The organism is Mycobacterium colombiense, from assembly GCF_001672755.1.
GTDB lineage: Bacteria > Actinomycetota > Actinomycetes > Mycobacteriales > Mycobacteriaceae > Mycobacterium > Mycobacterium colombiense_C.
Genome location: NZ_LZKI01000021.1, coordinates 1 through 25,883, shown reverse-complemented (window position 1 = coordinate 25,883; position 25,883 = coordinate 1). Strand labels below are relative to the sequence as shown.

Below are 25,883 nucleotides of genomic sequence, written 5' to 3'. Positions count from 1 at the left end.
ATCAACCGGCGGCTTCGCCGCGCGCTGGAGCATCGCGACCGCACGTGCGCGGTTCCGGGCTGTGGCGCCACCCGCGGACTGCACGCCCATCACCTCCAGCACTGGGAAGACGGCGGTCTGACCGAGTTGGCCAACCTGGTGTTGGTGTGCCCCTACCACCATCGCCAGCATCATCGAGGTGCCATCACCATCACCGGACCGGCCGGCCACCTCGTCGTGACCGACTGCGCCGGGCACGAACTACACCCCGGATCGCTGGCCCGGGTGCCGACCAGCCCCCCACCCGCAGTCGCACCGTGCTCCGGGCCCACCGGCGAGCGCGCCCAGTGGTGGTGGTACGAACCCTTCCAACCCCAACCACCACCGACAACCAACTAAGCCGGTCACCGGGACACAGGAATTCGTCCCCGACGCGCACAGCCGAACGCAGGCGTCGCTCAGGCGTCGATCACCACGCGCCCGGATTTCGCGCGGGAAACGCAGACCAGCATTTCGTCATCACCCTCCGCGGTACGTCCGCGGCGATCGACCTGCCCGCCAAGCACTTTCACCTTGCAGGTGCCGCAGAACCCCTGCTGGCAGGAGTACGCGGTGGTCGAATCGCGGTCGAACATGACGTCGAGCGCCGACCGGTTCCCCGGCACGCTGAGCACCCGCTGCGAGCGGGCCAGCTCCAGCTCGAACGGAACCCCGTCGACCACCGGCGGAGGGCCGAAACGTTCGTAATGCAGCGGCGCATCGGCGTGTTCGTTACGCGCGGTGCGCACCGATTCCAGCATGGCGGTGGGGCCACACACGTAGACGGCCGTAGCGGAGCCGGCGTCGGCAAGCAAATCGGCCGCGGTGGGGAATCGGCCGCGCTCGTCGTCGGCCCACACGGTGACCCGGTCCGGGTCCACCGCCACCACCTCGCCGAGCAGCGGCATGTACTCCCGGCCGCGACCGGCATAGACGGCGCGCCAATTGATTCCGCGCTGCTGGGCCGTCTGGATCATGGGCAGGATCGGTGTCACCCCGATGCCGCCGATCACGAACAACACCTCGCGCTCATCGGTGACGAGATAGAACGCGTTGCGCGGCCCTTCGAACTCGAACTTGTCGCCCACCTCGAAGGTGTCATGCATTTCGATCGAGCCACCGCCGCCCGCGGCGATGCGGCGCACCGCGATGCGGTAGTCGGTGCGCCGGCCGGGCGAACCACACAGCGAGTACTGCCGGCGGCGACCCGATGGCAGCCGAACGTCGATATGCGCGCCGGGGGTCCAGGACGGCAGCAATCCCCCGGCCGGGTCGGCCAGCGTCAACGCGACCACATCGGGCGCCAGCAGTTCGCGGTTGGTGACGACCGCGGTGGTGGTGCGCCGCACGGACTGCACCCGCGAGGACGTCCACCGCGACGCCGAGGCCAGGCCGCCGAACAGCGCACCGACTCCGTACAACGCGGTGTACATCCGGTCACGTTTGCGGCGGCCGTACAAGTCGGCCGGAATGTCATCCCAGATAGTCTGTGTCACAATCATCCTCACATCTGGCCGAGGCCGCGACGGTCGGTGGACTGGGCGATCAGGTCGACCCACTCTCCGGTGAGCCGGGCGATGACGTCGGGGTACGCAGTGATCACCCAATGGCCGCCCTCGATCAGGACGACCCTGCTGCCCGCCGGGATTGACCCGGTAAACCGTTGCAGGGCAGGCGATACGAAATGATCCTGGCGCGCGACCAGCACCTGCACCGGAACGGTGGTCCGCGGCAATTGCGCAGGCGGTGACAGGATCGGTGCGGGCATGTTGGCGCGGTACAGATTCAGCCCATTGAGGTAGTCGTCGGCAGAGCGGTACGCCGCACCGCGCCCGCCCGATCCACCGATGCGCTCAACCGCCTCAAAGACTTTCGCCGTCGCCCGGGACCGGATCGCCAGCTCCGGAACGCGCGGGCACAGGAAAAACCAGATATAGGACGAGGCCAGGATCTGCTTAACCACGTCCAAAAGCGCCCGCGGCGTGCGCGCTGACCGCAAGAACTTGCCCGCGTAATTCAGGTGGGGCCCGGAGACCGAGGTGAACGAGGAGATCTTGCCCATCACCGCGTCGTCGGTGACCGCCGCCCAGGCCTGGATCGACCCCCAGTCATGGGCCAGCAGGTGCACGTTCTCCACGCCCAGGCGCTCGATCACCGTGCCGACGTCGGCGACCAGCTGTGGGAGCCGATACCCCGAACGGTCTGCCGGCGTTGAGGATTCGCCGGCGCCACGCACGTCGTAGGCCACGACGTTGAATCGGCGACCCAATGTCGTGGCCACCCCGTCCCACACGTGGTGGTTGTCCGGGTAGCCGTGGATGGCCAGGATGGTGGGCCGCCCGGGATCGATGTCGGTGTAGGTGTGCACCGCCAGTCGAACGCCATCGGAGGCGGCGACCGTGGTTGAAGCCACTTCGGTCGTCATCGTCAGTGCGACGCGCGGGCGGCGGGTGAGCGGGCCAGGTAGTCGACCGCGCGCCCCACCCCGCCCAGTTGGGAGGGATGGAAACTCGGGGTGTAGTAGGCGCCGATGACCCGCAGGAACTGGAATGGCCCGGGCACCAAACCCCGGCGTGCAGCGCGGAAGTAGTCCCGCCAGCGCGGCTTGGTGCCGGGCGGCAGGTAGGGATCGACGGAGTACATGAACCGCACGCCGCGGACGAACAACCACAGCAGCGCCGGTGTGATCAGCAACTGGGTGCGCACCTGCCGCCAATACCCCGCGCGCAAGTGCTTCATGGTGTCGAAGGCGACCGCTTTGTGCTCGACTTCCTCGGCGCCGTGCCAGCGCAACAGGTCCAGCATCACCGGGTCGGTGCCCATGGCGTCGTGCTGCGGGGTGTCGAGAATCCATTCGCCCAGGATGGCGGTGTAATGCTCGAGTGCGGCCACCATCGATACCCGTTCGAGCAACCAGCTTTGGCGCCGCCGCGGACTCCACCGCGGCCGGTCGCCGATGAGTTGGGTGAACAGCCAACGCATTTGGTCGGTGAACGGCGTCACGTCGATGTCTTTGACCGCGAAGTGTCCGAGCACCCCCGCGTGCGCCTGGGAATGCATGGCCTCCTGGCTGATGAATCCCTGCACATCGCGCCGCAGTTGATCGTCTTTGATCAGCGGCAGGGTGTCCTTGAAGGCGTCGACGATGAACTCCTCACCCGCCGGCAGCAGCAGGTGCAGCACGTTGCAGAAGTGGGTGGTGAAGGGCTCGTTGGGCACGTAGTAGAACGGCAGCGTCGACCAGTCGAAGTCGACGTCGCGCGCCTGCAGGACGATCCGCTCGTGGTCGAGCGAAGCGTCGTGCGGGCCGGTTGCCTTGTCATCGACGGTGAACATCGTCGCCACCCCTTTCCGTCTTGCGGCGACCCGCCGCGCCCGGCTTCGCCGCGCTTGCGATCGCCTCGTCCGTCTTGCGGCGACCCGCCGCGCCCGGCTTCGCCGCGCTTGCGATCGCCTCGTCCGTCTTGCGGCTAGGCGCTGCGCTGCGCCTCGTCCTCCACCTCGGTGATCAAACGCTCGCTGCGCAAGAACCGGACCAGATGGTCGACCGTTTCGGTCAGGGCCGGCTCGCGCAGGCGGACCTTGGTCAGGCCCCGCCGGTGGCGGTACTGCGTGTTGTCGTAGCGCTTGTCGCGCATCGCCGCGATCTTGTCCGCCGACCGGGTGAGGAAGTCGACCAGCGGGTACATCTGGTCGTTCGGCGTGCAGCGGCGGTTCAGCTGCTCGGTGAACGACGGGATGTCGTGGTAGTCAAAGCGATACCCGTACCGCTCGGACAGGATCCTGGTGACGTCGGTGAGGTTGTAGTAGTCGTCCGCGGTCATGTTGAAGACGCTGCCCGACTCGTCCGGCAGGCCCATCAGCGTGACGATGTGGTCCGCGATCAAGTCCGCCGGCAGCAGGCTGATCTGGTTGAGCGCGTTGACGGCCACGCCGTGCTCGATCATGAACGCCGTCAGGCGCACCAGGATGTCGTCCTGGCTGCCGAAGCCCGCGCGGGTCGGCGAGATCAGCGAGGGCCGGTAGATGCGCACGTCGAGTCCCTTACGCTGCGCGGCCAGTGCCAGCTGCTCGCCGACCCACTTGGTCTGCGAGTAGCCGAAGTCCAGGCCGGCCATCTTTTCGTTGGCGTCCCACTCCCCGACCACCGGCTCGGTGCTCCAGCCGTAGATGAACGTGCTGGAGACGAGGTGGAAAGCCTTGCGGTGGTTGGTCATCGCCAGACGCAACAGCTCGCGGGTGCCCTCGACGTTGGCGGGCCGCAGGGCGTCGTAGGTGCGGACGTAGTTGACCAGGGCGCCGTTGTGCACGACGGCATCGACGTCCTGCGCCAACTGCTGGAAGGCCGCCTCGCCGATGCCCAGCGCGGGCTCGGCAAGATCGCCGCAGATGATGCGGACCCGCGCGCGAACATCGGCTTCCAGCGCCGGCGTCCACAACTGGGCGCGGCGCAGCGAGGCGACGATGCGGTCCAGGCCGTGCGCGGCGTCCGTGGCGCGCACCAGTGCGTGCACCGTGTAGGAGGTGCGCGTCAGCAGGCTGCTCATCAGGAACGGCCCGAGGAATCCGGTCGCCCCGGTGAGCAGGAGGTCGGTGGGCTCACCCGGGCGCGCGGGTGCCAGTTCTGGCAGCGGCAGTGCCGCATCAGCGCGCATCTGGGCGGCCTCGTTGGCCTCGTACTCGGCGGAGATCTGATCCAGCGCCTGGCGCAGGGCGTCGAGTGGTTTACCGGACCCCTCGCCGAATTGGCTTATCAGCCCGAAGAATTCGGACACCGTCAGCCGCTGCAGCAGGCGGGTGTTGACCTCTTCGGCCAGCGCGCCCGCGCCGTTCTCCTCCAGCAGCGCCTGCAGGTCGGTGCGGAGTTCGGCCAGCGCCAGCGAGTCGATGCCGAGGTCGGCGAACGAGCAGTCCTCGTCGCCGGTGAGGTCGTAGCTCTCGATCAGGTTGCGGAAACGCTCCAGCGGACCGCCGGCCAGGCCATCGCGAGTCCGGTTGGCCGACTGGTTGATCCAGCTCGTGAAGGCGGGCAGCTTATCGTTTAGCCACAGTTGACGGGTCGATGCGCGCCGGATCTTCCCCGACGTGGTCTTGGGAATGCTGCGCGGCGGCGCGAAGACGATCGCGTGCGGGTCGATGTGGCAGTGCCGGCGGATCGCACGCGCCATCGCCTTGGCGTCCGGAAGGTTGCGCTCGTCGCGCACCTCGGCCACGACGATCAGTGCTTCGGACTCGTCGTGCTCGACCGAGAAGGCGGCGACGCAGCCGCTACGCACGTGCACGGTGGTGCGCTCGACGACGGCTTCGATGTCGGAGGGGTAGCAGTTGACGCCGCGGACGATGATCAGGTCCTTGCTGCGGCCACAGACGAACAGCTCGCCCTCGTAGAGAAAGCCCAGATCGCCGGTCCGCAGATAGGTGTGCTCGTCATCGCCTGCGACGCGGGCGCCGAACATCTCCGCGGTGAGTTCCGGACGGTTCCAGTAGCCGGCGCCCTTGGAGGGTCCGGCCAGCCAGATCTCGCCGACCCGCCCATCGGGCAGCGCCTGCCGCGATTCCGGGTCGACGATGCGAACCAGTGTTCCCTCGATGGGCTTACCGCAGCTGACCAACGGGACCTGATTGCTGTTCTCCGGCAGCGCCTTTTCGACGCGAGCCACGTTGCGCTCCAGCCCACGCTTGTTCACCGCGATGGTCTGGCGTCCGCGGATCGATACGATCAGGGTGGATTCGGCCATGCCGTAGGCACCGGTGAGCGCCTCGGGCCGCAGACCGTATTCGGCGAACCGCTCCCGGAAGTGAGCAAAGGTGTTGGCGCGCAACGGCTCTGCCCCCACTACGATGCATTCGAGGCTGCTCAGGTCGACGCCGGCCAATTCGGAGTCGGGCAGCTTGTCCTCGCGCAGGCAGTATTCGAGCGCGAAGTTGGGTCCCGGCGTGTGGGTGGCGCGCACGTCGCTGATCAGCCGAAGCCACGACGACGGCTGGGCGAGGAAGTCCAGGGGCGACATCGCGTGCGTCGACCCGCCCAGCAGCACGATGAACATGTAGGCCGAGATCAGCCCCATGTCGTGGTGCTGCGGCAGCCACGAGGCCAGCACCACGTCGCCGGTGAAGGCGAACCCGTTGGCGATGACGTTGGCGTGGGTGACGATCACACCCTTGGGGTCGCTGGTGGAGCCCGACGTGTACTGCAGGAAAAGCACGTCGCCGGGAGTGTCCGCGACGGGCGCGCCGCCGAAGTCCTGTGCGCCGTCGGTCGCGTACCACGGCAGGTCCGGGAGGCCGGCGTCGGACCCGCCCGTCCAGACCTGCCCGCCGTCACGCTGGCCCAGCAACTGGCGGAAGTCGTACTCGAACTGCTTCGTCGACAACACGGCCACGGCTTGGCAATCGCGGGCGATGAAGCTGAGCTTGGCCAGCCCGGAATCGAAGGACATCGGCAAGGGCGGGCTGACCGGAACGGCGATCACCCCGATGCGCGCACACGCATACAGCGCCGCGATCATCTCCAGACCGGGCGGGTAAACCAGCAGCGCGCGATCGCCTGACTTGAGGCCGGCCTCCCGGGACAGGTAGGCGGCCAGCTCGCGGGTGCGTTCGGCGAAGGCCTGGTAGGTGTAGTGCTCGAGTTCGCGGCCGTCGGCGTCGACAAACCGGAAAAGGGTCTGGTCCGGCCTCTGCGCTTCCCACATCTGCAGGTAATCGATCAGCGTCTCCATCGTAGGAGTGATCCCCCTTCCAGGTAGGCATAGCCCGCGAATAACTTCCGTCGTAAATATAAATCCAATGTAGCGCTGCGCACCCGCTCCGAGCAAAGCCTCGAGCGTCATTAACGGCGGTCGCACACTACATTCACAGGATAAACTTAGAAGACAAAATTAATTGCGCGGATGCTGATCTACGCGCATGCGTACTTCAGTATCTCAGTGGTAAGTGACCAGGCATTACGGCCGCCCTCTGCCATGAGATACTGAATTACGTATGTACGAATTCACGCATTCACCATTCACCGCCGAGCGGATGGCCAGCCCAAAACAAGACTTTTATCTTCGTCACACCTATTGACGTAATTGCAAAGCCAAAAAAGTGAATTTCCGGCGGGGTTGGGGCGGGCCGGCAAGCCGTCGGCCGCCGAATCGGCAGCATGCCGCGGCGATCCGCGCCGAGCGCCGACCGTGGCCGGCTACGTGGGCTGGGCGATACGGATGCGCGGGCCCGCGCGGGCCACCAATTTCACGATGCCGAGAAAGCGCTCGCCATCGATGATGGGCGACAGCGGCTCGTCCTCGGCTTCGATGATCATCTCGTGGCCGATGACATCGCGTAGCCCCTCGCCGCGCAGCATGCCGTTGGTCAGGGCCGTCGGGAGCTGCGCCACAATCTTGGACGGTCGCAGGTTTCCGGCCTGAAAATGCAGCGCACCGGGCTCGGAAGCCTTGGGGAACAACCGAAACGGGCCACCGATGCGCAGGTCGATCGCGCCGGCGTGCAGCAGGCTGTGCGTGCGCGAGGGGACCTCGTCGCCGTCGATCACCACGCGCGCTCGCGTGGGAGTGAACAGGATGGCGGCGTAATTCGGCGTCTTCACGCGGCCGGGGGCGACCTTGGAGGTGATGTAGTCGCCGAAGCTGCGGCCGATCACCCGGGCGACGGCCAGCCGACCGTGATCGGGTGAATCGTAATACCGGTCGTAGAACCGGTTTCCGACGCCGCCGGCCGCCAGCCCGAAGCAGAGCCGGTGGAACGCCGCGCCGTCGGCGGTTTCGCCGTCGAGCACCAACGTGTCCAGGCTCACGTCGGGTGGTGGTTGGTCCGCCTCGGCGGCGGCCGTCAGCGCACGGATGATCGCTTCGGGCCGCCCGCGCACCCGGGCCTTGCGTGCGACGGCGTTGACGCTGCCGCCATTGGTCGGGACGAACGTGGGCCAGCGTTGCGGATCGCTGATGCAACGCTCGATCTCGTTGATCAACCAGTGCAGTGCTCCGTCGCCGCCGTCGCCCACCAGATGGGTGACCCGTGGCGCGAGTTGCCGGATGGCGTCGCGAAGCTCCTCGATCGAGTTGGTCTCGTGCACCTCGCCGCGGGAGCCGACGATGCGACGCAGTTCGGCGATGCGGTCGGCGGAAGCGGCGCGATTCTTCCGCGCTTTCGGATTGACGATGACGCCTAGATACATCCGAAGATCCCCGATGCGTACCCGACAAAATTCCGCCCGTGAGGCAACCGTTCAGGTGGGATTTCGCTGGTCATCCCAGGCACGATACCCGTGCGTACCGGTGGACCAGTAACGCTCCCGCACCCAGCCACACGGCGCCGCGGGCCGAGGCCCCCCGTCGCAATTGCGAAGTTAGGGTGTTTGCCATGCCCGATTGGACCGCAGCGGAGCTGCCCTCATTCGCCGGACGAACCGTCATCATCACCGGGGCCAACGCCGGACTGGGCGAGATCACCGCCCGCGAGTTGGTTCGGGTCGGCGGCCACGTCATCCTGGCCGTCCGCAACACCGACAAGGGCCGGGCCGCCGCCGCGCGCATGACCGGGTCGGCAACCACGAAGACGGCCGGGACAGCCGAGGTGCGCCAGCTCGACCTGCAGGACCTGTCCTCGGTGCGGCGCTTTGCCGAGGACATCGAATCGGTCGACGTCTTGATCAACAACGCCGGCATCATGGCCACCAAGCACGCGGTCACCGTCGACGGCTTCGAGGGCCAGACCGGCACCAACCATCTCGGCCACTTCGCGTTGACCAACCTGCTGTTGCCCAAGCTGACCGACCGCGTGGTGACGGTGTCCTCGCTGATGCACCACTTCGGCTACATCAGCCTCAAAGACCTCAACTTTCAGTCCCGGCCGTATTCGGCCTGGCTGGCCTACAGCCAGTCGAAGCTGGCCAACCTGCTGTTCACCAAGGAGCTGCAGCGCCGCTTGGACGGCGTCTCCACATCGCTGCGCGCGCTGGCCGCCCACCCCGGCTGGTCGCACACCAACCTGCAGGGAAACTCCGGTCGCAAGCTGGGCGACGCGGCGGTCCTGGCGGTCGACCGGATCGTGTCCACCGACGCCGACTTCGGCGCCCGTCAGACGTTGTACGCGGTGTCGCAGGATTTGCCGGGCGACACCTTCGTCGGCCCACGATTCGGACTGTACGGCCGCACCCAGCCGACGTGGCGCAACTGGCCGGCAAAGCGCGCCGGCACCGCCACCGCCCTCTGGGAGCTGTCCGAGCGGCTCACCGGGACGAAATTCCCGCTCTGAGGCGTTCCGGCCGCCGTGCCCGTCGGCCCGGGCAACCCTGTGCCGCGCCCACCGCCCGGGGCGCGGCTAGATTGGACGGGTAGCGCAACCGCACCCAGCGAGGAGGTAATGCCATGTCGGACACGCATCTGGCGGCCATTCTCGCCCTGTGCGCTGCGCTGGCGTCCGCGATCGGCAACGTGGTCCGGCAACGTTCCGCACAGGAGGTCACCGACAAGCGGGTGGGCCACCTGACGTTGTTCGGCATGCTGCTGCGCGACAAGCGTTGGTGGCTGGGCGGTTTGGGCGACATCGGCAGCTATGTGCTGCTGGCCGCCGCGCTGGACAAGGGCTCGGTGTTGCTGGTGATGTCGTTGCAGGTGACGGCGCTACTGTTCGCCCTGCCGATCTACACGCGGATGACCGGTAACCCCATCACCCGGCGGGAGTGGAGCTGGGCGCTCGTGCTGGCGGTGGCGCTGGCCGTGCTCATCGCGGTCGGCGACCCGACCGGCGGCCAACAGCGGGCGCCGCTACACACGTGGATCGTGGTGGCCGTGGTGATCGGCCCGCTGTTGCTGCTGGGTTTGCTGGGCGCGCGTATCTGGTCGGATCGCCCGGTCGCGGCGCTGCTGCTGGCGGCGGTGGCGGGCACCTTGCTGGCAGTGTTCGCGGTCCTGATGAAGGGCGTCGTCGACATCCTGGAACACCAGCCCGGCCACGTGTGGCAAACCTTCGAGCTGTACGCGCTGGTGTTCTGCGGGGCCGCCGGAATGATCTATCACCAATCGGCCTATCGAGCCGGCGCGCTCACCGCTTCGCTGCCGACGATCATCGTGGCGAAGCCCGTGGTGGGTGGGATCCTCGGCATCCTCGTGCTCGCCGAGACCTTGGAAGCCGGCGGCTGGGAGTGGTTCGTGCTCGCGGTGACGCTCGTCGTGGTGATCGTTGCGACGGTCGGGTTGGCTCGCGGCGAGGCGGCCTCCATGTCGGCCGGGGCGGGGCGTGACGTGAAAGCCAGCGCGAGGCCGACGGCCGCCTCCCAAGCCTGAGCGGCCGGCGCTACAGCAGGCCGAGTAGTTGCAAGCCCGTGGCGTATTGGACGATTACGGTCGGCGAGACGTGCGGAATGTCGTTGTCGGGGCCCACTTTCGCGTCTTGCACCGCGGCACGGAACCGATCGGTCGACACGACGTAATCGGAGGTCGGCTCCGCCGGCTGTAATTGCAGCGAATTCGTCGACAGCAGCACCCCCAGAATCGAATGCTCGCGCAGCCGATCCGGCAGGGCACGCAGCCCCGCTTCAAACCGGCGCAGCCACCCGCCGAAGTCATCGATGCGCTCGATGGGATAGCCGGCCTCGATCAGCCAGTCGACGTACTCGTCGAGCCCGATACCGTCGTCGTGCTGATTCATCACGTGATAGGTCTGGAACCCCTCGACAACCTGAGCGCCCAACGTGGCGATCGCCTCGGCGACGAACTCCACGGGCAGACCGTCGTAGTGCGCGCGCTGCCGATCTCCCTGGGCGTCAAGCCGATAGAACGAGCGCGGCGCGACACCGGTGGCCACCACACTGAGCACCATCCGGGTGACCATGTCTGACAGATTGAGCTGGCCCACATAAGTGGTGCCCGCCAAGATCATTCCGCTGCGGAACACCGCGACCGGCAGCCCGCACAAATCGTTGGCCTCCCGGAGCAACACCTCACCGGCCCACTTGCTGTTGCCATAGCCGTTGACGCGGCTGCCGTCGTTGCGCCGGCTGGGGCTGATGACCCGGATGTCGGCGTCCTCGGTGAACGCCGCAGGCGCGATCTGATCGCCCACGTTGGCCGTCGACACGTAGGTGAAAAGCTTGAGTTTGGTGGTGAGAGCCAACCGGATCAGCTCGGCGGTGCCCACCACGTTGGGCGCGAATAACTCGCTGTAGGGCAGCGCACCGTTGACCACGGCGGCGGGATCCACGATCAGATCGACGGACTCGGCCAGCCGCTGCCAGGTTTGTTCGTCGAGGCCCAGGTTCGGCTCGGCCTTGTCGCCGGCGATGACCTCGAGATGATCGGCGGCCAGCTCCTGGAAATATCGCAGCAGCTGCGGGTCGCCGCTGTCGAAGGTCTTCTCCAGGCGTGCGCGGGCCTCGTCGTCGGAGGCCGCCCGCACCAGGCAGACCAGCTTCCCGTCGGCCAGTTCCAGCCGCTCGAGCCACTGCAGCACCAGATACCGCCCGAGGAAGCCGGTTGCGCCGGTCAACAAAACCGTCCGCACCTCGGCGCCGGGCCCCGGCAACGACGACGCACCGGCCAGCGTCGCGGCATCGATGAACTTGTCCAGCTTCAAATCACCGGCATGCACCTCGGTGGCCTCGGGGCCGTGCACGAACACGAATCGCGGATCGTCGGCGTGCTCGTCCACCTGCCGGCTCAGGCCGGCGACCGTCGGGGAGTTGAAGAGGGTGCGCACGGTCAGGTGGGTGTGCAGGGTTTTGTTGAGGGTGGCGACCAGGCGCATGGCGGACAGGGAGTCGCCGCCGAGGTCGAAGAAGGAGTCATCGATCCCGACGAGGTCCAGGCCCAGGACCTCCGCGTAGGTGTCGGCGAGCAGGTGTTCGATGTCGTTGCCCGGGGCGCGGTAGTCAGCCTCACGGTAGGTCGGTGCCGGCAGGGCGCGGGTGTCCAGCTTGCCGTTGACCGTCAGCGGCAACGCATCAATTATCACAAGGGCGGCCGGAACCATATAGGGCGGCAACCCTTCTCGCAGCTGGGCCCGCGCGGTAACCACATCCAGCGCCCCCGGTGTCGACTCGGTGACATAACCCACCAGACGCTTGTCACCGGGACGATCCTCACGCACGATCACCACGGCCTGATCCACCGCATCCAAACCGCTTAGCGCTGCCTGGATTTCGCCGAGCTCGATGCGGTAGCCGCGGATCTTGACCTGCTCGTCGATGCGGCCGAGGTACTGCAACTGTCCATCGGGGCCCCAGCGCACCAGATCGCCGGTGCGATACATCCGCTGTCCGGTTCCGCCGAACGGGCAGGCGACAAACCGCGATGCGGTTAACCCGCCCCGGCGCAGGTAACCGGCACCGAGCCCGCGCCCGGCGACGTACAGCTCACCGACGGTGCCCACCGGCACGGGCCGCAACCATGGATCGAGGACGAAAAACGCCGCCCCGGGCACCGGCGCACCGATCGGCGGTGTGCCCGTCCCGGCGCTCAAGGGTCGACTGACCGCCACACACATCGTGGTCTCGGTAGGCCCGTAGGCATTGGTCATCACCCGACCCGGCGCCCACCGCTCCAGCAGTTCGGCCGAACACGCCTCGGCGGCAACCACCAGCGCCGACGACACCAGCACCTGTGGCGACAGCGCCGAGACCGCCGAGGGAGTCTGGTGCAACACCGTCACCTGCTCGTCAATCAGCAAGGCCTGCAGGTCTTCTGGCAGCGCGGCTACCGACTCGGGCACGATCACCAACCGCGACCCGTGCAACAAGGCACCCCAGATCTCCTCCACGGAGGCATCGAAGGCATACGAATACCACTGCGACCACACCTGGCCCGGTCCCGACGGGAGCCCCACGTGCAACGACCCCACCCACTGCGTCACGTTCTGATGCGTGGTCGCCACCCCCTTGGGCACCCCCGTGGTGCCCGAGGTGTAAATGACGTGAGCGATGTCCCCGGCCTCCGGCATCGGCAACCCGCAGTACGGCTGGGCCTGTACCGCGGCGTCGTTCACATCGATGACCCGCACCCCGGACCCGGCGAATCGATCGGCCAACCCCGCCGTGGTCACCGCCGCCACCGGCCTGGCATCACCGATCATGAACTCGATGCGGGCGTCGGGGACCGCCGGGTCCATCGGCAAATACGCCGCGCCCGACTTGAGCACCCCCAAGATCCCCACGATCGCCTGCGCGGAGCGCTCGAACAACACCGCCACGCACTCACTACGACGCGCGCCGTGACCGATCAGTAAGTGCGCCAATCGGTTAGAAGCCTCGTCCAACTCCCGATACGTCATCGAGACGCCGGCGCAACTGACGGCCACCGCGTCCGGGGTGCGAGCCACCTGCGCGGCGAACAACTCCGGAACCGACACCCCCTCCGCCGGCGCACTCAACACCGCCCGATTGCCCAACGCGTCCAGCCGGGCCCGCTCCGCGGCATCGAGCGCGTCCACCGAGAACAGCCGCCCCGACGGATCGGACGTCATCGCCACCAACACCCGCTCCAACCGGTTCACCAGCGTCTCAACACTTTCCGCGTCGAACAGGTCGGTGCGGAATTCCACCGCGCCGCCGATGCCGGCGAGCTCGCCGTCCTCGGTGAAGCGTTCGCCGAGCGAAAATGTCAGATCCATGCGGGCGGTGCGGGTCTCAAGGGGCAACTGGATGATCCGTAGGTCACCCAGGTCCAGGCCCGCGGCCGGATCGTTAGCGTGCTCACGCAAGTTCTGCCACGTCATCGACACCTGGACCAGCGGGTGGTGGCTCAGGGACCGGATCGGGTTGAGCCGCTCCACCAGCAGCTCGAAGGGCACATCCTGGTGTTCGAGAGCCTCCAGGCTGCGGGCGCGAACCTGGGTCAAAAGCTCGCCGACGGTGGCGTCTCCGTTTACGTCAACACGCAGGATCAAGGTGTTGACGAAAAAGCCCACCAGCTGGTCGAGGGCGGTGTCGCTACGGCCGGCGACGGCAAATCCCACCGAAATATCATTGGTCGCAGTGATTTTGGAGAGCAGGACGGCGAGGGCCGCCTGGATGACCATGAAGCTGGTGGCATTGTGCCGACGAGCCACCGCGCGGACCCGGTGTTGCAATTCCGCCGGCCATTCCACGGCCACGCTCGCTCCGCGGTAGTCGGCAACCGAGGGATAGGGCCGGTCGGTGGGCAGCTGCAACCGTTCGGGCATCCCCGCAAGCGTCTCCTGCCAATAGGCCAGCTCGATTCCGATGGGACTGCCGCTGTCCTCGAGATCGCCGAACTGGGCGCGCTGCCACAGCGTGTAATCGGCGTATTGCACGGGCAATGCCGCCCACCCGGGCGCCCGGCCCGCGCACCGGGCGGCATAGGCGGCCCCCAAATCGCTCACCAGCGGGGTCACCGACCAGCCGTCGGCCGCGATGTGGTGGACGGTCGCGACCAGGACGTGCTCGTCCTCTGTGACGCGGAAAAGCTTTGCGAACAACGGAATGTGGGTTTCCAGCTCGAACGTGTGACGCGCTGCGGCACCGACGGCCTCGTCCAGTCGGGCGGGTGACCACGCGGCGGCATCGACCACCTCCCACCCGAAGTCCGCGCTCTCGGCCGCCACCACCTCCTGGTACGGCACGCCGTCACTGTGCGGAAAAACGGTGCGCAGCGATTCATGGCGGGCCACTACGTCCGCCAGCGCCGCGCTCAAAGAGTCGACATCGAGCCGCCCACTCAGCCCCAACGCCACCGCCATGTTGTAAACCGGTGAAGCGCCGTGGAATTGGTCGAGGAACCACAGCCGACTCTGACCGAATGACAAGGGGATGACCGCGGGCCGCTCGGCGGCCACCAACGGCTCCCGTCCGCCGCCGTCCGTCCGGACCCGCGGCGCCAAGTCGGCGACGGACGGCGCGTCAAAGAGGGTGCGCACGCCCAGGCGGGTGTTCAGGGATTTGTTGACGGCGGCGATCAGGCGCATCGCGGTCAGCGAATCCCCACCCAGGTCGAAGAAGGAGTCATCGACGCCGACGCGGTCCAGTCCCAGGACGTCGGCGTAGACACAGGCCAGGACTTCCTCGAGGGCGTTGGCCGGCGCGCGGTACGTGGAGTCGCGATATTCCGGCGCCGGCAACGCGCGGGTGTCCAGCTTGCCGTTGACCGTCAACGGCAGCGCATCGATCGCCACGACCGCGGCCGGAACCAGGTATGCCGGCAGCTGCTTGGCAAGTTCGGCGCGCGCGACGGCCGGGTCCGCGGTGCCGGTGACATACCCCACGAGACGCTTATCGCCGGGACTGTCCTCACGGACGACGACGGCTGCGCTGTCCACGCCGGCCAAACCGGCCAGCGCAGTGCGGATTTCGCCAAGCTCGATGCGATAGCCGCGGACCTTGACCTGCTCGTCGGCACGCCCCACATAGAGCAGCTGCCCATCTGCGCGCCACCGCACCAGATCACCGGTGCGATACATGCGGGCGCCCGGGGCTCCGGGCCCCGCGAACGGGCATGCCACGAATCGCGACGCGGTCAACGACGCCCGGCGCAGGTATCCGACCCCCACGCCGCGCCCGGCCACATACAACTCGCCGACCACGCCGGGCGGCACCGGCCGTAGCCACCTGTCGAGCACGAACAACGCCGCACCGGCAACCGGTGCGCCGATGGGCACCGCGGCGGAGCCGGCCTCGAGCGGGGCGCTGATCGTCACATCGACGGTGGTTTCGGTGGGGCCGTAGGCATTCGTCATCACCCGGCCCGGCGCCCACCGGTCCACCAATTCGGCCGGGCAGGGCTCGCCACCGACGATCAACGCCGCCGAGTCCAGACCCTCGAGCGACAACGCCGCCAGCGCGGAGGGAGTCTGGCTCAACACGCTGACCTGCTCGCCGATCAACAGCGCGCGCAACTCTTCTGGTGATCCCGCTACCGCCTCGGGTACCACCACCAGCCGCCCGCCGTGCAGCAACGCACCCCAGATCTCACGGACCGAGGCGTCGAATGCGTAGGAATGCCACTGCGTCGACACCTTGACCGGTCCCGGCGCGGTCAGGCCCGCATCCAGTCCCTCCATTAGTTGGGTGACGTTGTGGTGAGTGACGGCAACGCCTTTGGGGACACCGGTCGTGCCCGAGGTGTAGATGATGTGGGCGACGTTTTCGGCGGCGGGCGCCGATGGTGGCGCGATGCTGAGCTGCACGTCGACCGGCACGTCGACATCGATCACGGTCAGCCCGCGCCCGTCGAAGCGCGAGGCCAACTCCCCCGTCGTCACCACCGCGATCGGCGCGGCATCACCGAGTACGAACTCGATCCGCGCATCGGGTACCGCGGGATCGATCGGCAGATACGCCGCCCCCGACTTGAGCACGGCCAAGATCGCGACGATGGCCTCCGCCGACCTTCCGAACATCACCGCCACGCACTGCCCGGCGCCCGCGCCGTGGTCGATCAATAACTGCGCCAGGCGCTGAGAAGCCAGGTCGACCTGGTGATACGTCCACGAACTCTGACCACAACTCAACGCCACCGCCTCCGGCGTACGAATCACCTGCGCGGCGAACAACTCCGGAATGGAAGGCCCGATCACCCGGTGGCTGAGCACCGCCCGATTACCGAACTCATCGAGGCGCTCGTGCTCGGCCGCGGCGAGCAGATCCACCGACGACACCCGCCGCGACGGATCGGCCGTCATCGCCAGCAGAATCCGCTCCAGCCGATCTGCGAGAGCCGCAACGCTTTCCGCATCGAACACATCGGAGTCGTACTCGATTCCCAGCGCCAGTTCGGGGCCCGGTGTGGCCTGCAGGGTCAGTGGATAATGAGTGGATTCGCGACTGGTGAGCCCGGTGATGGCGAGCTCGCCGAGCTCCATCGAGGCGGCGGCGCCCAGGGGGTAGTTCTCGTAGACGAACAGGGTGTCGAACAGCTGGTCGTGGCCGGTGATGCGGTGAATCTCGGTCAGTGCCAGGTGTTCGTGATCCAGCGTCTGCTGGTAGGCGTTGCGCAGCTGACCGAGCAGGTCGGCGATGGTGGTCGCCGCTGTCACCTGCGCCCGCACCGGCACCGTGTTGATCAACAGGCCGACCATCGATTCGGCCCCGGGCAGGTCGGCCGAGCGGCCCGAGACCGCGGCCCCGAAGACGACGTCGCGCTGCCCGGTCAGCGACATCAGCAGCTGCGCCCAGCCGGCCCGCAGCACGGTGTTGATGGTGGTGCGCTGCCCGCGAGCCAGTTGCTGCAGCGCCCGGGTGACCGCCTCGGAGAGCCTGCGCGACTCCAAGCCCTGCCGTCCCGGCCTTTGCCGGTGCGGGGAGCCCACCAGCGTGGGGGTCTCGAAGCCGGCCAACATTTTTCGCCATGCCGCATGCGCGGAATCGTGGTCGCGACCGGTCAGCCAGGTGACGAACCTGCGGTACGGCACCGGGGCGGGAAGTCGCTGGCCGTTGTAGGCGGCAAAGACTTCCTGCAACAGGATTGGCAGGGATGAGCCGTCGAGCACGACGTGGTGGTTGGTGAGCACCAACCGGTGATGGTCCTTGGCGGTGCGGATCAGCGCCGCCCGAAAATGCGGCGGGCCGGCCAGATCGCAGACGGCGGCGCGTTCGGCGGCGCACATCCGGTGCACCCGCTCCTCGACGTCGGCCTGATCGGTGCCGAAATCGAGGTAGCGCCAAGGGATCACGGGATCGGCGGGGATGATCTGCACGGGTGGGTCGATGTCCGGGCAGAAGCGGACGGCCAGGTTGGGGTGGCGGCGGGCCACGGAACGCACTGCCTCGTGCAGCCGGTGCGGATCGATCGGGCCTGCGACGTCGATTGCCAGCTGAATGGCGTACAGGTCGACGCCGTCGGCCTGCGTTGCCGCGGCATGGAAGAGCAGCCCCTGCTGCAGCGGGGTCAGCGGCAAGACATCGGCGACGCGCTCGTGCTGCTCGAGGTCGTCGATCTGCTGCTGGGTAAGACGCGCGGGGGCCACATCCGACGGACTCAGGCCGCCCCCACCCCGGAGCACGTGCGCGCAAATACCGGCGATCGCCTCAAACCACAACTCGCTCAACCGGTTTACCTGGGGATGATCCAGCGCAGTGGTCGCCCATGACCAGTTGGCGTGCAGCCGGGGGCCGGCCTCACCGTCGATGGTGCCGGCGTCGAGAGCCAGGGTGTGGGTCAACGGCATCGGCACCGCGGTCGCGGCCGCGGTCGCCGACAGACTGTCGAGGCTTGGTTGCCACACCTCATCGGAGAGCCCGGTCGCGCCGCCCAGCCGCCCCAGGTAATTGAACATGACCGTCGGGTCGTGATCACCCACTTCGACAACGGGATTCAGGTAGCGCAGCAGCCCATAGGTGATCCCGTCGGGCAGGGCGCGCAGCTGTTCTTTGGCGCGCTTGATCACTGCCCCCAGTGCGGCATCACCGGCTACGACCTTCGCCCAGTCCAGGCCGGCGACGTCGAGTGCCACCGGGTATTTGGCGGTGAACCAGCCCACCGTTCGCGACAGGTCGACGTTCGCGCTCAGCTCGTCGTGGCGCCCATGGCCTTCCACATCGATGCCGATCGGCGTCTGGCCGCTGCCCGAAAGCTGCGCGATGGCAAGCCCGAAAGCGATCAACAAAATGTCTTGTACCCCAGCGTGAAACGCCGCGGGAACGGCGCCGAGCAGCGTGCGGGTCGTCTCCACATCCAGCTGCGCCGAAGAGTGGCCCGCGTTGGCGTGGGTATCGACGCTTTGCACGGCGGGCAACGCTGCGGGAGCAGCCGATACCCGTCGCCACGCGTCGGCCTGAGCCACCACCTCGGGACGGCGCGCGTGCTCATCGAGCAGCGACGACCACCGGGCGAACGAGGTGCCGCCCGGGGGCAACGACACCGGCTGCCCGCCGCGGTGCTGAGCCCAAGCGATATTCAAGTCTTCCAACAGGATTCGCCACGAGACGCCATCGACGGCCAGATGATGAACGATCAACACCAGTTGTCTCGTCGAAGCGATCCAGAGCGCACTGAGCATCGCCCCGGCACCCGGGTTCAGCCGCGACCGAGCGGCGATGAGCGCCTCGTCGGACAACTCCTGCACCGTTCGCACACACCCGCCGGCGTCCACCGCGCCCGCGTCGGGCACCGAGAGCGACCATCCCGCCGCACCGTCGTCGTCGACGCGCAGCCGCAACATGGCATGCCGATCCAGCAGGGCCTGCAGCACCGCCACCACGTCGGCCTCGCACACCCCGGCGGGCGCCTGCACCAGCATGGTCTGGTTGAACTGATCGACCGGGCCGTCAATACTGTTCAGCCACCGCATGATCGGGGTCGCGACCACCTCACCGACACCCGCGTCGGCCGCGTGGTCATCGCCGGTCGCGACCGTGACCACCCGGGCCAGCCGGGCCACCGTCTGCTCGACGAAAATGTCACGCGGGCGGCACATTACGCCTGCGGCACGCGCGCGGGCTACCACCTGCATAGACATGATGCTGTCGCCGCCCAGGTCGAAGAACGAGTCGTCGATCCCGACCCGCGACAACCCCAGAACCTCGGCGTAGATGCCTGCCAAGAGCTCCTCGACCGCGTCGGCCGGGGCCCGGTAGGTCGCGGCAGAATATTCGGGTGCCGGCAGACCGCTGATGTCGAGCTTGCCGTTGCGCGTCAGCGGCAGCGCGTCGATCGCCACGATCGCGGCCGGGACCAGATAGGCGGGCAGCCGTTCCCCGAGCCGGGTGCGGACCTGGGCGGGGTCGGCCCCGCCGGTGATGTACCCGACCAGACGCAGGGCGGCGGGGGGGTCCTCGCGGGCGATCACCACCGCCGCCGTCACCCCGTCCAGTGCGGCCAGGGCGGCCTGCACCTCGCCGAGTTCGATGCGGTGGCCGCGGATTTTGACCTGTCCGTCGGCGCGTCCGAGGTAGCGCAGCCGGCCGTCCGGGCCCCAGCACACCCTGTCGCCGGTGCGGTACATCCGGGTTCCGGCGCCGCCAAATGGGTTGGCGACGAAGCGTTCCGCGGTCAGGTCGGCGCGGCCCAGGTAGCCGTGCGCCAGCGCAGGTCCGCTCAGATAGAGCTCGCCGACCACGCCGACGGGAGCCGGGTTCAACTGCGCGTCGAGCACCAGGGCCCGCACCCCTGGAATGGGGGCGCCGATGCCGGGCGGGCGTCCCGGTGCCAGCGGGGCGCTACAGGTGGCCCAGATGGTGGCCTCGGTGGGGCCGTAGGCGTTGAACATCTGCCGGCCCGGCGCCCATGCGGTGGCCAGCTCCGCCGGGCAGGCCTCCCCGGTGGCGATCAGGGTGCGCACGCCGGTCAGGCGGCTGCGGTCCAGCGACGCGAGCACCGTCGGGGTGAGCACCGCCGCGCTGATCCCCTGTTCGTGCAGCAACGCGGTCAACGGTTCGCCGGCGGACGCTTCCGGTGGTGCCACCACCAAAGTCGCCGTCGCCCCCACCGCCAGCAGCAGTTCGCCGACGGACACATCGAAAGTCGGCGACGCGACCATCAGCAAGCGCTCGCCGGCGGTCAGGCCGAACGCCGTGCGGTGCGCGGCCACCCCGAGCAGACCGGCGTGGCTGACCGCCACACCCTTTGGCACGCCGGTGGATCCGGATGTGAAGATCACGTGGGCGGTGTTGTTGGCCCGCAACGGGGCCAATCGGTCGGCGTCGGTGATCGGTTCGGCGGACCGCCCGGACACGTCGAGACCGTCGACGGCCAACACCGGGCGGCCCCCGGACGGGGTGTGGGCGCCGCGGGTCAGCACACAGACCGCAGCGACCGTGTCCAGCACCGTCTTGATCCGCTCGGCCGGATGCGCCGGATCAAGCGGCACATAGGATCCGCCCGCCTTGAGCACCGCCCACCACGCCACGACCAGTTCGAGGCAGCGATCCATCGCCACGCCCACGGCGGACTCGGGCCCTACCCCGGCTTCGATCAGCGCCCGGGCCAGCCGCGTCGAGGAGTCATCGAGCTCGCGATACGACAGCCCTCGGGTGCCGTCGACGACTGCCATCGCGTCGGGATCGGCCGCCACGGCCGCGGCCAACAACCCCGGCGCCACGCCCACGGGTGCGGTCGCACCTGCGCCAGACCACACCGAGGTGACCAGATCACGCTCACCGCGATCGATGGCCGACACCTCGCACAGCGCGGTCGACGGGTCTGCCACCAGAAGACGGTCGAAGATCGACTCCAGACGTGTTATGTGCCTTGTGATTTCGTCGTCGCTGTAGCGCTCGGGATTCCATCCGAAGTGAACCTGCGGCGCGCCGTCATCCAGTTGCGGATAGATGTTGACGGCGATGTCCTGGATCGGGAAATTGGTCAAGATGTTGCACGTCGCCAGCGAGGGCCCGAAGTAGATGGGGGCCGCGAAGCCGAGGACGTTGATCACCGGCCCGAACTCGACGTTGGTGTCGAGCCGGGCCCCGTCGCCGATGATGTCCGGGAAGCCCCGGAACTGCTGGTGGCGCAGCGCGCCAACCAGGGCCGTGCCGACACGGCCGGTCAGGGCGCCGATCGTGTCGGTGTCTTCGACGCGAACGACCAGAGGCACCATGTTGGACACCATGCCCGCACAGTTCTTCAGGGCCGCGCTGGTGCGCGCCGATACCGGCAGTGACAACGAAATAGTCTGGCGTCCAGTAGTTTTCGCGATGAACACGGCCATGGTCGCGACCACCCTGGCAACGTCGAACTGGTGGTTCTCAGCCAACCGTTGTGTGCACTCCAGCTCGCGCACCAGCTGATGGCGCGGTGGCACCGACCGCTGGGTGCCCGCCAGGTCGACGATTTCCAGCGGTTCGCGGACGACGCTCTTCCAGTACTCGGCATCGGCTGCGCTGCGCGACGACTGCTGATATTTCAGGTCCGCATCGCTGATGACGCCAAAGCCCGAGAAGTCCACCTCGCCGGTTGCGGCGGCCCCGCCGGAATAGACGTCGGCGATGTGCCGGATGAAATTGTTGGTGCCGTACCCGTCCAGCAAGACGTGGTGCGTGCGCAGGTAGAAGTAGCACAGGCCATCGGCGATCCGCAGCAGCATGAAATTGGTGAGCCGATCGCTTACCAGATCGACCGGCCGTCGGTAATCTTCGTCCATCCAGGCGCGGGCGGCGCCGACCGGGTCGGGCTCGGCACGCAGATCGAGAGTGTTCAGGGTCTGCGGAAGCGAGTGATCGAGCACGAAAACCGGCTCGCCGTCCACGAGCGCTACCCGCGCACACGGCGAGCCGAATCGGGTGGCCGCCGATTCACATGCGGCCATGAGCCTTTCGGTGTCGACATCGTGATCGATCGCGAGGAACCCGGCGAAGTTGAACGGCACTTCCGGCCGGAGTTCTTGGGCGGCCCATAACGCGCGTTGCGCAACGGTCAACGGTCCCAGCAGGTCTGGTTGCGTACCGTAATTGAGCATATGATGGCGGACTTTCTGGTTAGGCGAGCGACTCTGCGCCCGCAACGTTGGCATCGTCGAGCCGGGCAGACCTCGTCGGCAGAAACGCCGCCGCGACGATCGCGCCCACCGCCAGTGCGGCGGCCGCGACGAAGACCACGGTGTAGGCGTGCACGAGGTGATGAGACGCGGTGTTCGCGATGTTGCTCGTCTGCGGCGGGATTGCCGACGGCGCCGCGTCTTCGTGATTGAACTGATTCGTCAACAGCACCGTCACCAACGCGGCTCCGAAGGCGCCGCCCAACTGATTGTTGACACTGCGCAGCGTCGTGCCCCGAGCGATCTGATGCGGCGCCAACGGCAGCACGCACGCGGCAGAAAGCGGCGTCGCGGCGCAGCCCACGCCCATCCCGACCAACATCAGGCCGACCAGCAGCGTCGGCGAATAACCCGTTTGCCGGGCGACGCCGATGGTGAAGACGCTCAGGCCTGCCGCCATGAGCGGGAACGCGATCAGGACGATTGTGCTCGGTCCGTACCGGTCCATGAATGCGCCGGCGAACGGCGTGGTCAACACGATGCCGATCCCCATCGTTATCAAATGCATCCCCGCCTGCATCGGCGTCTGGTGCAGCGCGACCTGGAAATAGCTTGGGACCAGTAACAGAACTCCGACATAAGTGGCCGCGAAGATCAGCAACGTCACGTTGGCCTGTCTGACCGTTCGGTTCTTGAACAATCGCAGGTCGATGAGCGGGTCGTCGGCCCGACGCCAGGCGTGAACAACGAAGGCGACGATCAATGCCAGGCCGATCAGCGAGGGAATCAGGACATGGTGATCGGTTATCGCGCGACGCCCAGGGATGGAGGACAGCCCGGCCAGCAAGATCGCCATGCCCGGTGACAGCAGCAACATGCCGGTCACGTCGAGCGTCTCCGACGGCGCGGGACGATCCTTCGGAAACATCACCGCCGCAACGGCGAGGACTCCCAGCCCGATCGGCAGGTTGATCAGGAATATCCACTTCCAGCCGTAGCTGTCGATCAACCACCCGCCCAGGATCGGCCCGCCGACGGGGCCGAGCAGGAATGGAACTGCTCCAATCGCAACCAAGCGGCCGAGCCGCTTGGGGCCCGACTCGCGGGTCAAGATCACGAAGCTCAGCGGGGTCATGATGCCACCGCCGCAGCCCTGTAGAACCCGAAAGACGATGAGCAGAAACATATTCGGGGCTATCGCGCACAGCAGTGATGCCAGCGTGAACACCAAGACACCGCCCGTGAAGAGCCGCTTCGTGCCGAATCTGTCTGCCGCCCAACCGGTTACCGGGACCACGGCGGCAAACGCCAGCATGTAGCCGGCCATCGTCCACGAGACGACGGCCTGTGTGGATCCGAATTCGGCGGCAAAGGTCCGTTGAGCGACGGCAACCGCGGTGCCGTCCAGGTGCCCCATCATGCCGGCCAGACCGCATACCGCGCCGATCCAGAGCAGCCTGGTGTCTATCTTGTCCGGGTACCCGGGCGCGCTGACAACCGATTGCCCAACGGACACAGCGGGAATCACCGACGCTGAGGTCGCGGAAGATGCGTTGTTCATGGCGTTACCAAGAAGGCAACTTCTCATGGTCGACTGGTCAGGTAGCCCCCACGCAAAAAGAACTTTTCCCCGCTGCACTCCACGCCATCGGCGGAACGCAGACGGGTGACCACCAGGCCGCGGTTGCGACCCCGATGCGCATCGGCCCCGCACACCACGGCGCCGCCCTCCTCCTGGGCGATCACCCGGCCCGGCGTGCCGCCGTAGCCGGCGTCGGAGACACGCGCCTCGAGGACCTCGATCCGCTCGCCACGGTAGAACGTGAACGCGCGGGGATAGGGGTCGGACAATGCGCGCACAAAACGCTCGAGGTCCTCGGCCGACCAGCTCCAGTCGATCAAACTGTCGCGCTCCGAACGTTTGTGGAAGTACGTCCGCTCGGTCTTGTTCTGCGGCCGCCAGACCGCGGTGCCGGACTCCAGCGCACCCAGCGCTTCGGCCAGCACCGCCGGAATCAGATCCATGCCTCGCAGCACCAATTCGGTGCCGGTATCGGTGGGGCCGATCGGAACAGAACGCTGAACGAGGATGTCCCCGGTGTCCAGACCGTCGTCCATGCGATGCACGGTCAAGCCGAACTCGGGCTCGCCGCTGATCAACGCCCACAGCACCGGGGAGAACCCGGTGAAGCGCGGCAACAGCGAATCGTGAAAGTTCAGCGTTCCGTGCGGCGGGAGGTTATAGAGCTCCGCCGGCATCCGGTAGTACCAGCTGTTGACGACGATGACATCGGGTTCGGCGCGCTTCACCAGGTCGATGGTCTCGGCGTCCACCGTCTCGGCGATGTGCACGGGGATGCCGTGGTCACGGGCGAGGTCTTCGACCGGCGCCGACCAGATCGCCTTGTACGACTCCTCACTCGAGGGGTGCGTGACGGCCAGGGCGACTTCGTGGTCCATCTCGGTGAGCGCTTTCAGGGTCGCGTAGCCCCAGGTCTGGAATCCGAAGAACACGATGCGCATGCGCGAAACCCTTCTCACTCATCACCCGACCGACCACTGGCCGCGCCCTTGATCGAGGCAACGGCGCCCACACGGCCGTCAGCTTACGTTAGCCTTACCTAAGTACTCCACTCGGGCGTATACCTGCCGAATGGGCGCCTCCGCGGAACGCGGTCCATCGCTAATGGCGAAATGCATGACGCAAAGCGTGGTGGTTTTTCAAACCTGTTGTCCGGCTTATCAAGCCGGGTAGCGTAGTCAGAACCCGCAGATAGAGTGGGCGGCGCGATCCGAAAGAGTGTTAATCCCGTCGGTGCCCCGCAAATACTGCACCGGAATTGGAATGCCGGCGCAACCCGCATTATGGCGTTCGCCGAACATTGGTGTGGCGAGCCGCGGGGGGCGCGGATTCGGGCCAGAAGCCCGTGTTACGGGTTGATGGTGTTGTCGCCGACCTGGCGGCCCCAGACGTACTCGATCGCATACGGCGATCCGGTGTCCAGGTGGTTGTACGGCGCGATGCTGTTGCCGGTGTCCATGATCAGCTCGGGCGCCGGCCACAGGTCGCGGGTGATCTTCTGCCAGCACCCCGGGGCGCCACCCGGGCCGCCGCGCGCGTTCACCCGGGGCAGGTTCTCGGGATAGATATAGGGGTTGGGCGCGCCGCCGACGACGCCGGCGATGCCGCCCACCAGCGACGCGATGACGGGGACCGCGGACACCGGGTTGGCGATCAGACCCAGCCCGGAGAGCACCTCGGTGTCCATGTTCAACGAGTAGCCGTTGAACCCGCCCTCCGCCGCGCCGGTGGCGGGCAACGCATCGTGTTCGCTGCGCATCAAGCAATAGATTTCCGGGCTGTAGGTGTCCAGCAGCTGCGCTGTCGGCACCAGGTCGGCGGCGCCGCGCGCCAGATACGGCCCACCCTTGTTGAACAACTCCGCGCCGGTATTACCGAACCCGGCCGCCGCCAACAACGCCCGATCCAGATCCCGCTG

At 67.3% G+C, this 25,883-nt stretch carries 12 protein-coding genes; 3 read left to right on the top strand and 9 right to left on the bottom strand.

What is annotated here, in order from left to right:
* Nucleotides 1-378, top strand: a 378-nt coding sequence (locus tag A5708_RS02530; protein WP_196772512.1) for an HNH endonuclease signature motif containing protein, incomplete at its 5' end; no start/stop codon positions are given.
* Between the two features lie 59 nt (nucleotides 379-437).
* Here the strand turns inward: A5708_RS02530 and A5708_RS02525 are convergent.
* The 5 genes from A5708_RS02525 to A5708_RS02505 all read right to left on the bottom strand — a co-directional run bounded on the left by A5708_RS02525 (nucleotide 438) and on the right by A5708_RS02505 (nucleotide 8,197).
* On the bottom strand, nucleotides 438-1,520 hold the full coding sequence (locus tag A5708_RS02525) for a PDR/VanB family oxidoreductase (protein ID WP_065027115.1): 1,083 nt from the start codon (nucleotides 1,518-1,520) through the stop codon (nucleotides 438-440).
* 2 nt (nucleotides 1,521-1,522) lie between these two features.
* Nucleotides 1,523-2,443, bottom strand: coding sequence for an alpha/beta fold hydrolase (locus A5708_RS02520; RefSeq protein WP_065027114.1), 921 nt, complete (start codon nucleotides 2,441-2,443; stop codon nucleotides 1,523-1,525).
* A 2-nt stretch (nucleotides 2,444-2,445) separates the two neighbouring features.
* Entirely contained in the window at nucleotides 2,446-3,354 is a 909-nt protein-coding gene (locus A5708_RS02515) for a metal-dependent hydrolase (protein ID WP_065027116.1), read from the bottom strand.
* A 134-nt stretch (nucleotides 3,355-3,488) separates the two neighbouring features.
* Nucleotides 3,489-6,740: a thioester reductase domain-containing protein gene (locus A5708_RS02510; RefSeq protein WP_065027113.1), complete on the bottom strand. Its 3,252-nt coding sequence runs from the start codon at nucleotides 6,738-6,740 to the stop codon at nucleotides 3,489-3,491.
* A gap of 464 nt (nucleotides 6,741-7,204) precedes the next feature.
* Nucleotides 7,205-8,197: a diacylglycerol/lipid kinase family protein gene (locus A5708_RS02505; RefSeq protein WP_065027112.1), complete on the bottom strand. Its 993-nt coding sequence runs from the start codon at nucleotides 8,195-8,197 to the stop codon at nucleotides 7,205-7,207.
* A 185-nt stretch (nucleotides 8,198-8,382) separates the two neighbouring features.
* Here A5708_RS02505 and A5708_RS02500 point away from each other — a divergent pair, with 185 nt between their 5' ends.
* Nucleotides 8,383-9,276, top strand: coding sequence for an oxidoreductase (locus tag A5708_RS02500; RefSeq protein ID WP_065027111.1), 894 nt, complete (start codon nucleotides 8,383-8,385; stop codon nucleotides 9,274-9,276).
* A 113-nt stretch (nucleotides 9,277-9,389) separates the two neighbouring features.
* Entirely contained in the window at nucleotides 9,390-10,307 is a 918-nt protein-coding gene (locus A5708_RS02495; protein WP_065027110.1) for a DMT family transporter, read from the top strand.
* A gap of 10 nt (nucleotides 10,308-10,317) precedes the next feature.
* On the opposite strand, the gene A5708_RS02490 is transcribed toward A5708_RS02495, so the two are convergent.
* The 4 genes from A5708_RS02490 to A5708_RS02475 all read right to left on the bottom strand — a co-directional run.
* Nucleotides 10,318-22,365, bottom strand: a complete 12,048-nt coding sequence (locus A5708_RS02490; protein ID WP_065027109.1) for a non-ribosomal peptide synthetase — start codon at nucleotides 22,363-22,365, stop codon at nucleotides 10,318-10,320.
* Nucleotides 22,366-22,384: 19 nt separating this feature from the next.
* Nucleotides 22,385-23,971, bottom strand: a complete 1,587-nt coding sequence (locus A5708_RS02485; protein WP_065027108.1) for a DHA2 family efflux MFS transporter permease subunit — start codon at nucleotides 23,969-23,971, stop codon at nucleotides 22,385-22,387.
* Nucleotides 23,968-24,906 (bottom strand): methionyl-tRNA formyltransferase, encoded by a 939-nt coding sequence (locus A5708_RS02480; RefSeq protein ID WP_065027107.1) that lies wholly within the window; start codon nucleotides 24,904-24,906, stop codon nucleotides 23,968-23,970. Before A5708_RS02480 ends, A5708_RS02485 begins: the two co-directional genes overlap by 4 nt.
* Nucleotides 24,907-25,313: 407 nt before the next feature.
* Nucleotides 25,314-25,883: MCE family protein (locus tag A5708_RS02475; RefSeq protein WP_196772511.1), on the bottom strand; the 570-nt coding region annotated here is incomplete at its 5' end.

Excerpts from the sequence above, each read along its gene's own strand:
- A5708_RS02525 (WP_065027115.1), bottom strand. The coding sequence starts at position 1,520 with ATGATTGTGACACAGACTATCTGGGATGACATTCCGGCCGACTTGTAC.
- A5708_RS02520 (WP_065027114.1), bottom strand. The coding sequence starts at position 2,443 with ATGACGACCGAAGTGGCTTCAACCACGGTCGCCGCCTCCGATGGCGTT.
- A5708_RS02515 (WP_065027116.1), bottom strand. The coding sequence starts at position 3,354 with ATGTTCACCGTCGATGACAAGGCAACCGGCCCGCACGACGCTTCGCTC.
- A5708_RS02510 (WP_065027113.1), bottom strand. The coding sequence starts at position 6,740 with ATGGAGACGCTGATCGATTACCTGCAGATGTGGGAAGCGCAGAGGCCG.
- A5708_RS02505 (WP_065027112.1), bottom strand. The coding sequence starts at position 8,197 with ATGTATCTAGGCGTCATCGTCAATCCGAAAGCGCGGAAGAATCGCGCC.
- A5708_RS02500 (WP_065027111.1), top strand. The coding sequence starts at position 8,383 with ATGCCCGATTGGACCGCAGCGGAGCTGCCCTCATTCGCCGGACGAACC.
- A5708_RS02495 (WP_065027110.1), top strand. The coding sequence starts at position 9,390 with ATGTCGGACACGCATCTGGCGGCCATTCTCGCCCTGTGCGCTGCGCTG.
- A5708_RS02490 (WP_065027109.1), bottom strand. The coding sequence starts at position 22,365 with ATGCTCAATTACGGTACGCAACCAGACCTGCTGGGACCGTTGACCGTT.
- A5708_RS02485 (WP_065027108.1), bottom strand. The coding sequence starts at position 23,971 with ATGAGAAGTTGCCTTCTTGGTAACGCCATGAACAACGCATCTTCCGCG.
- A5708_RS02480 (WP_065027107.1), bottom strand. The coding sequence starts at position 24,906 with ATGCGCATCGTGTTCTTCGGATTCCAGACCTGGGGCTACGCGACCCTG.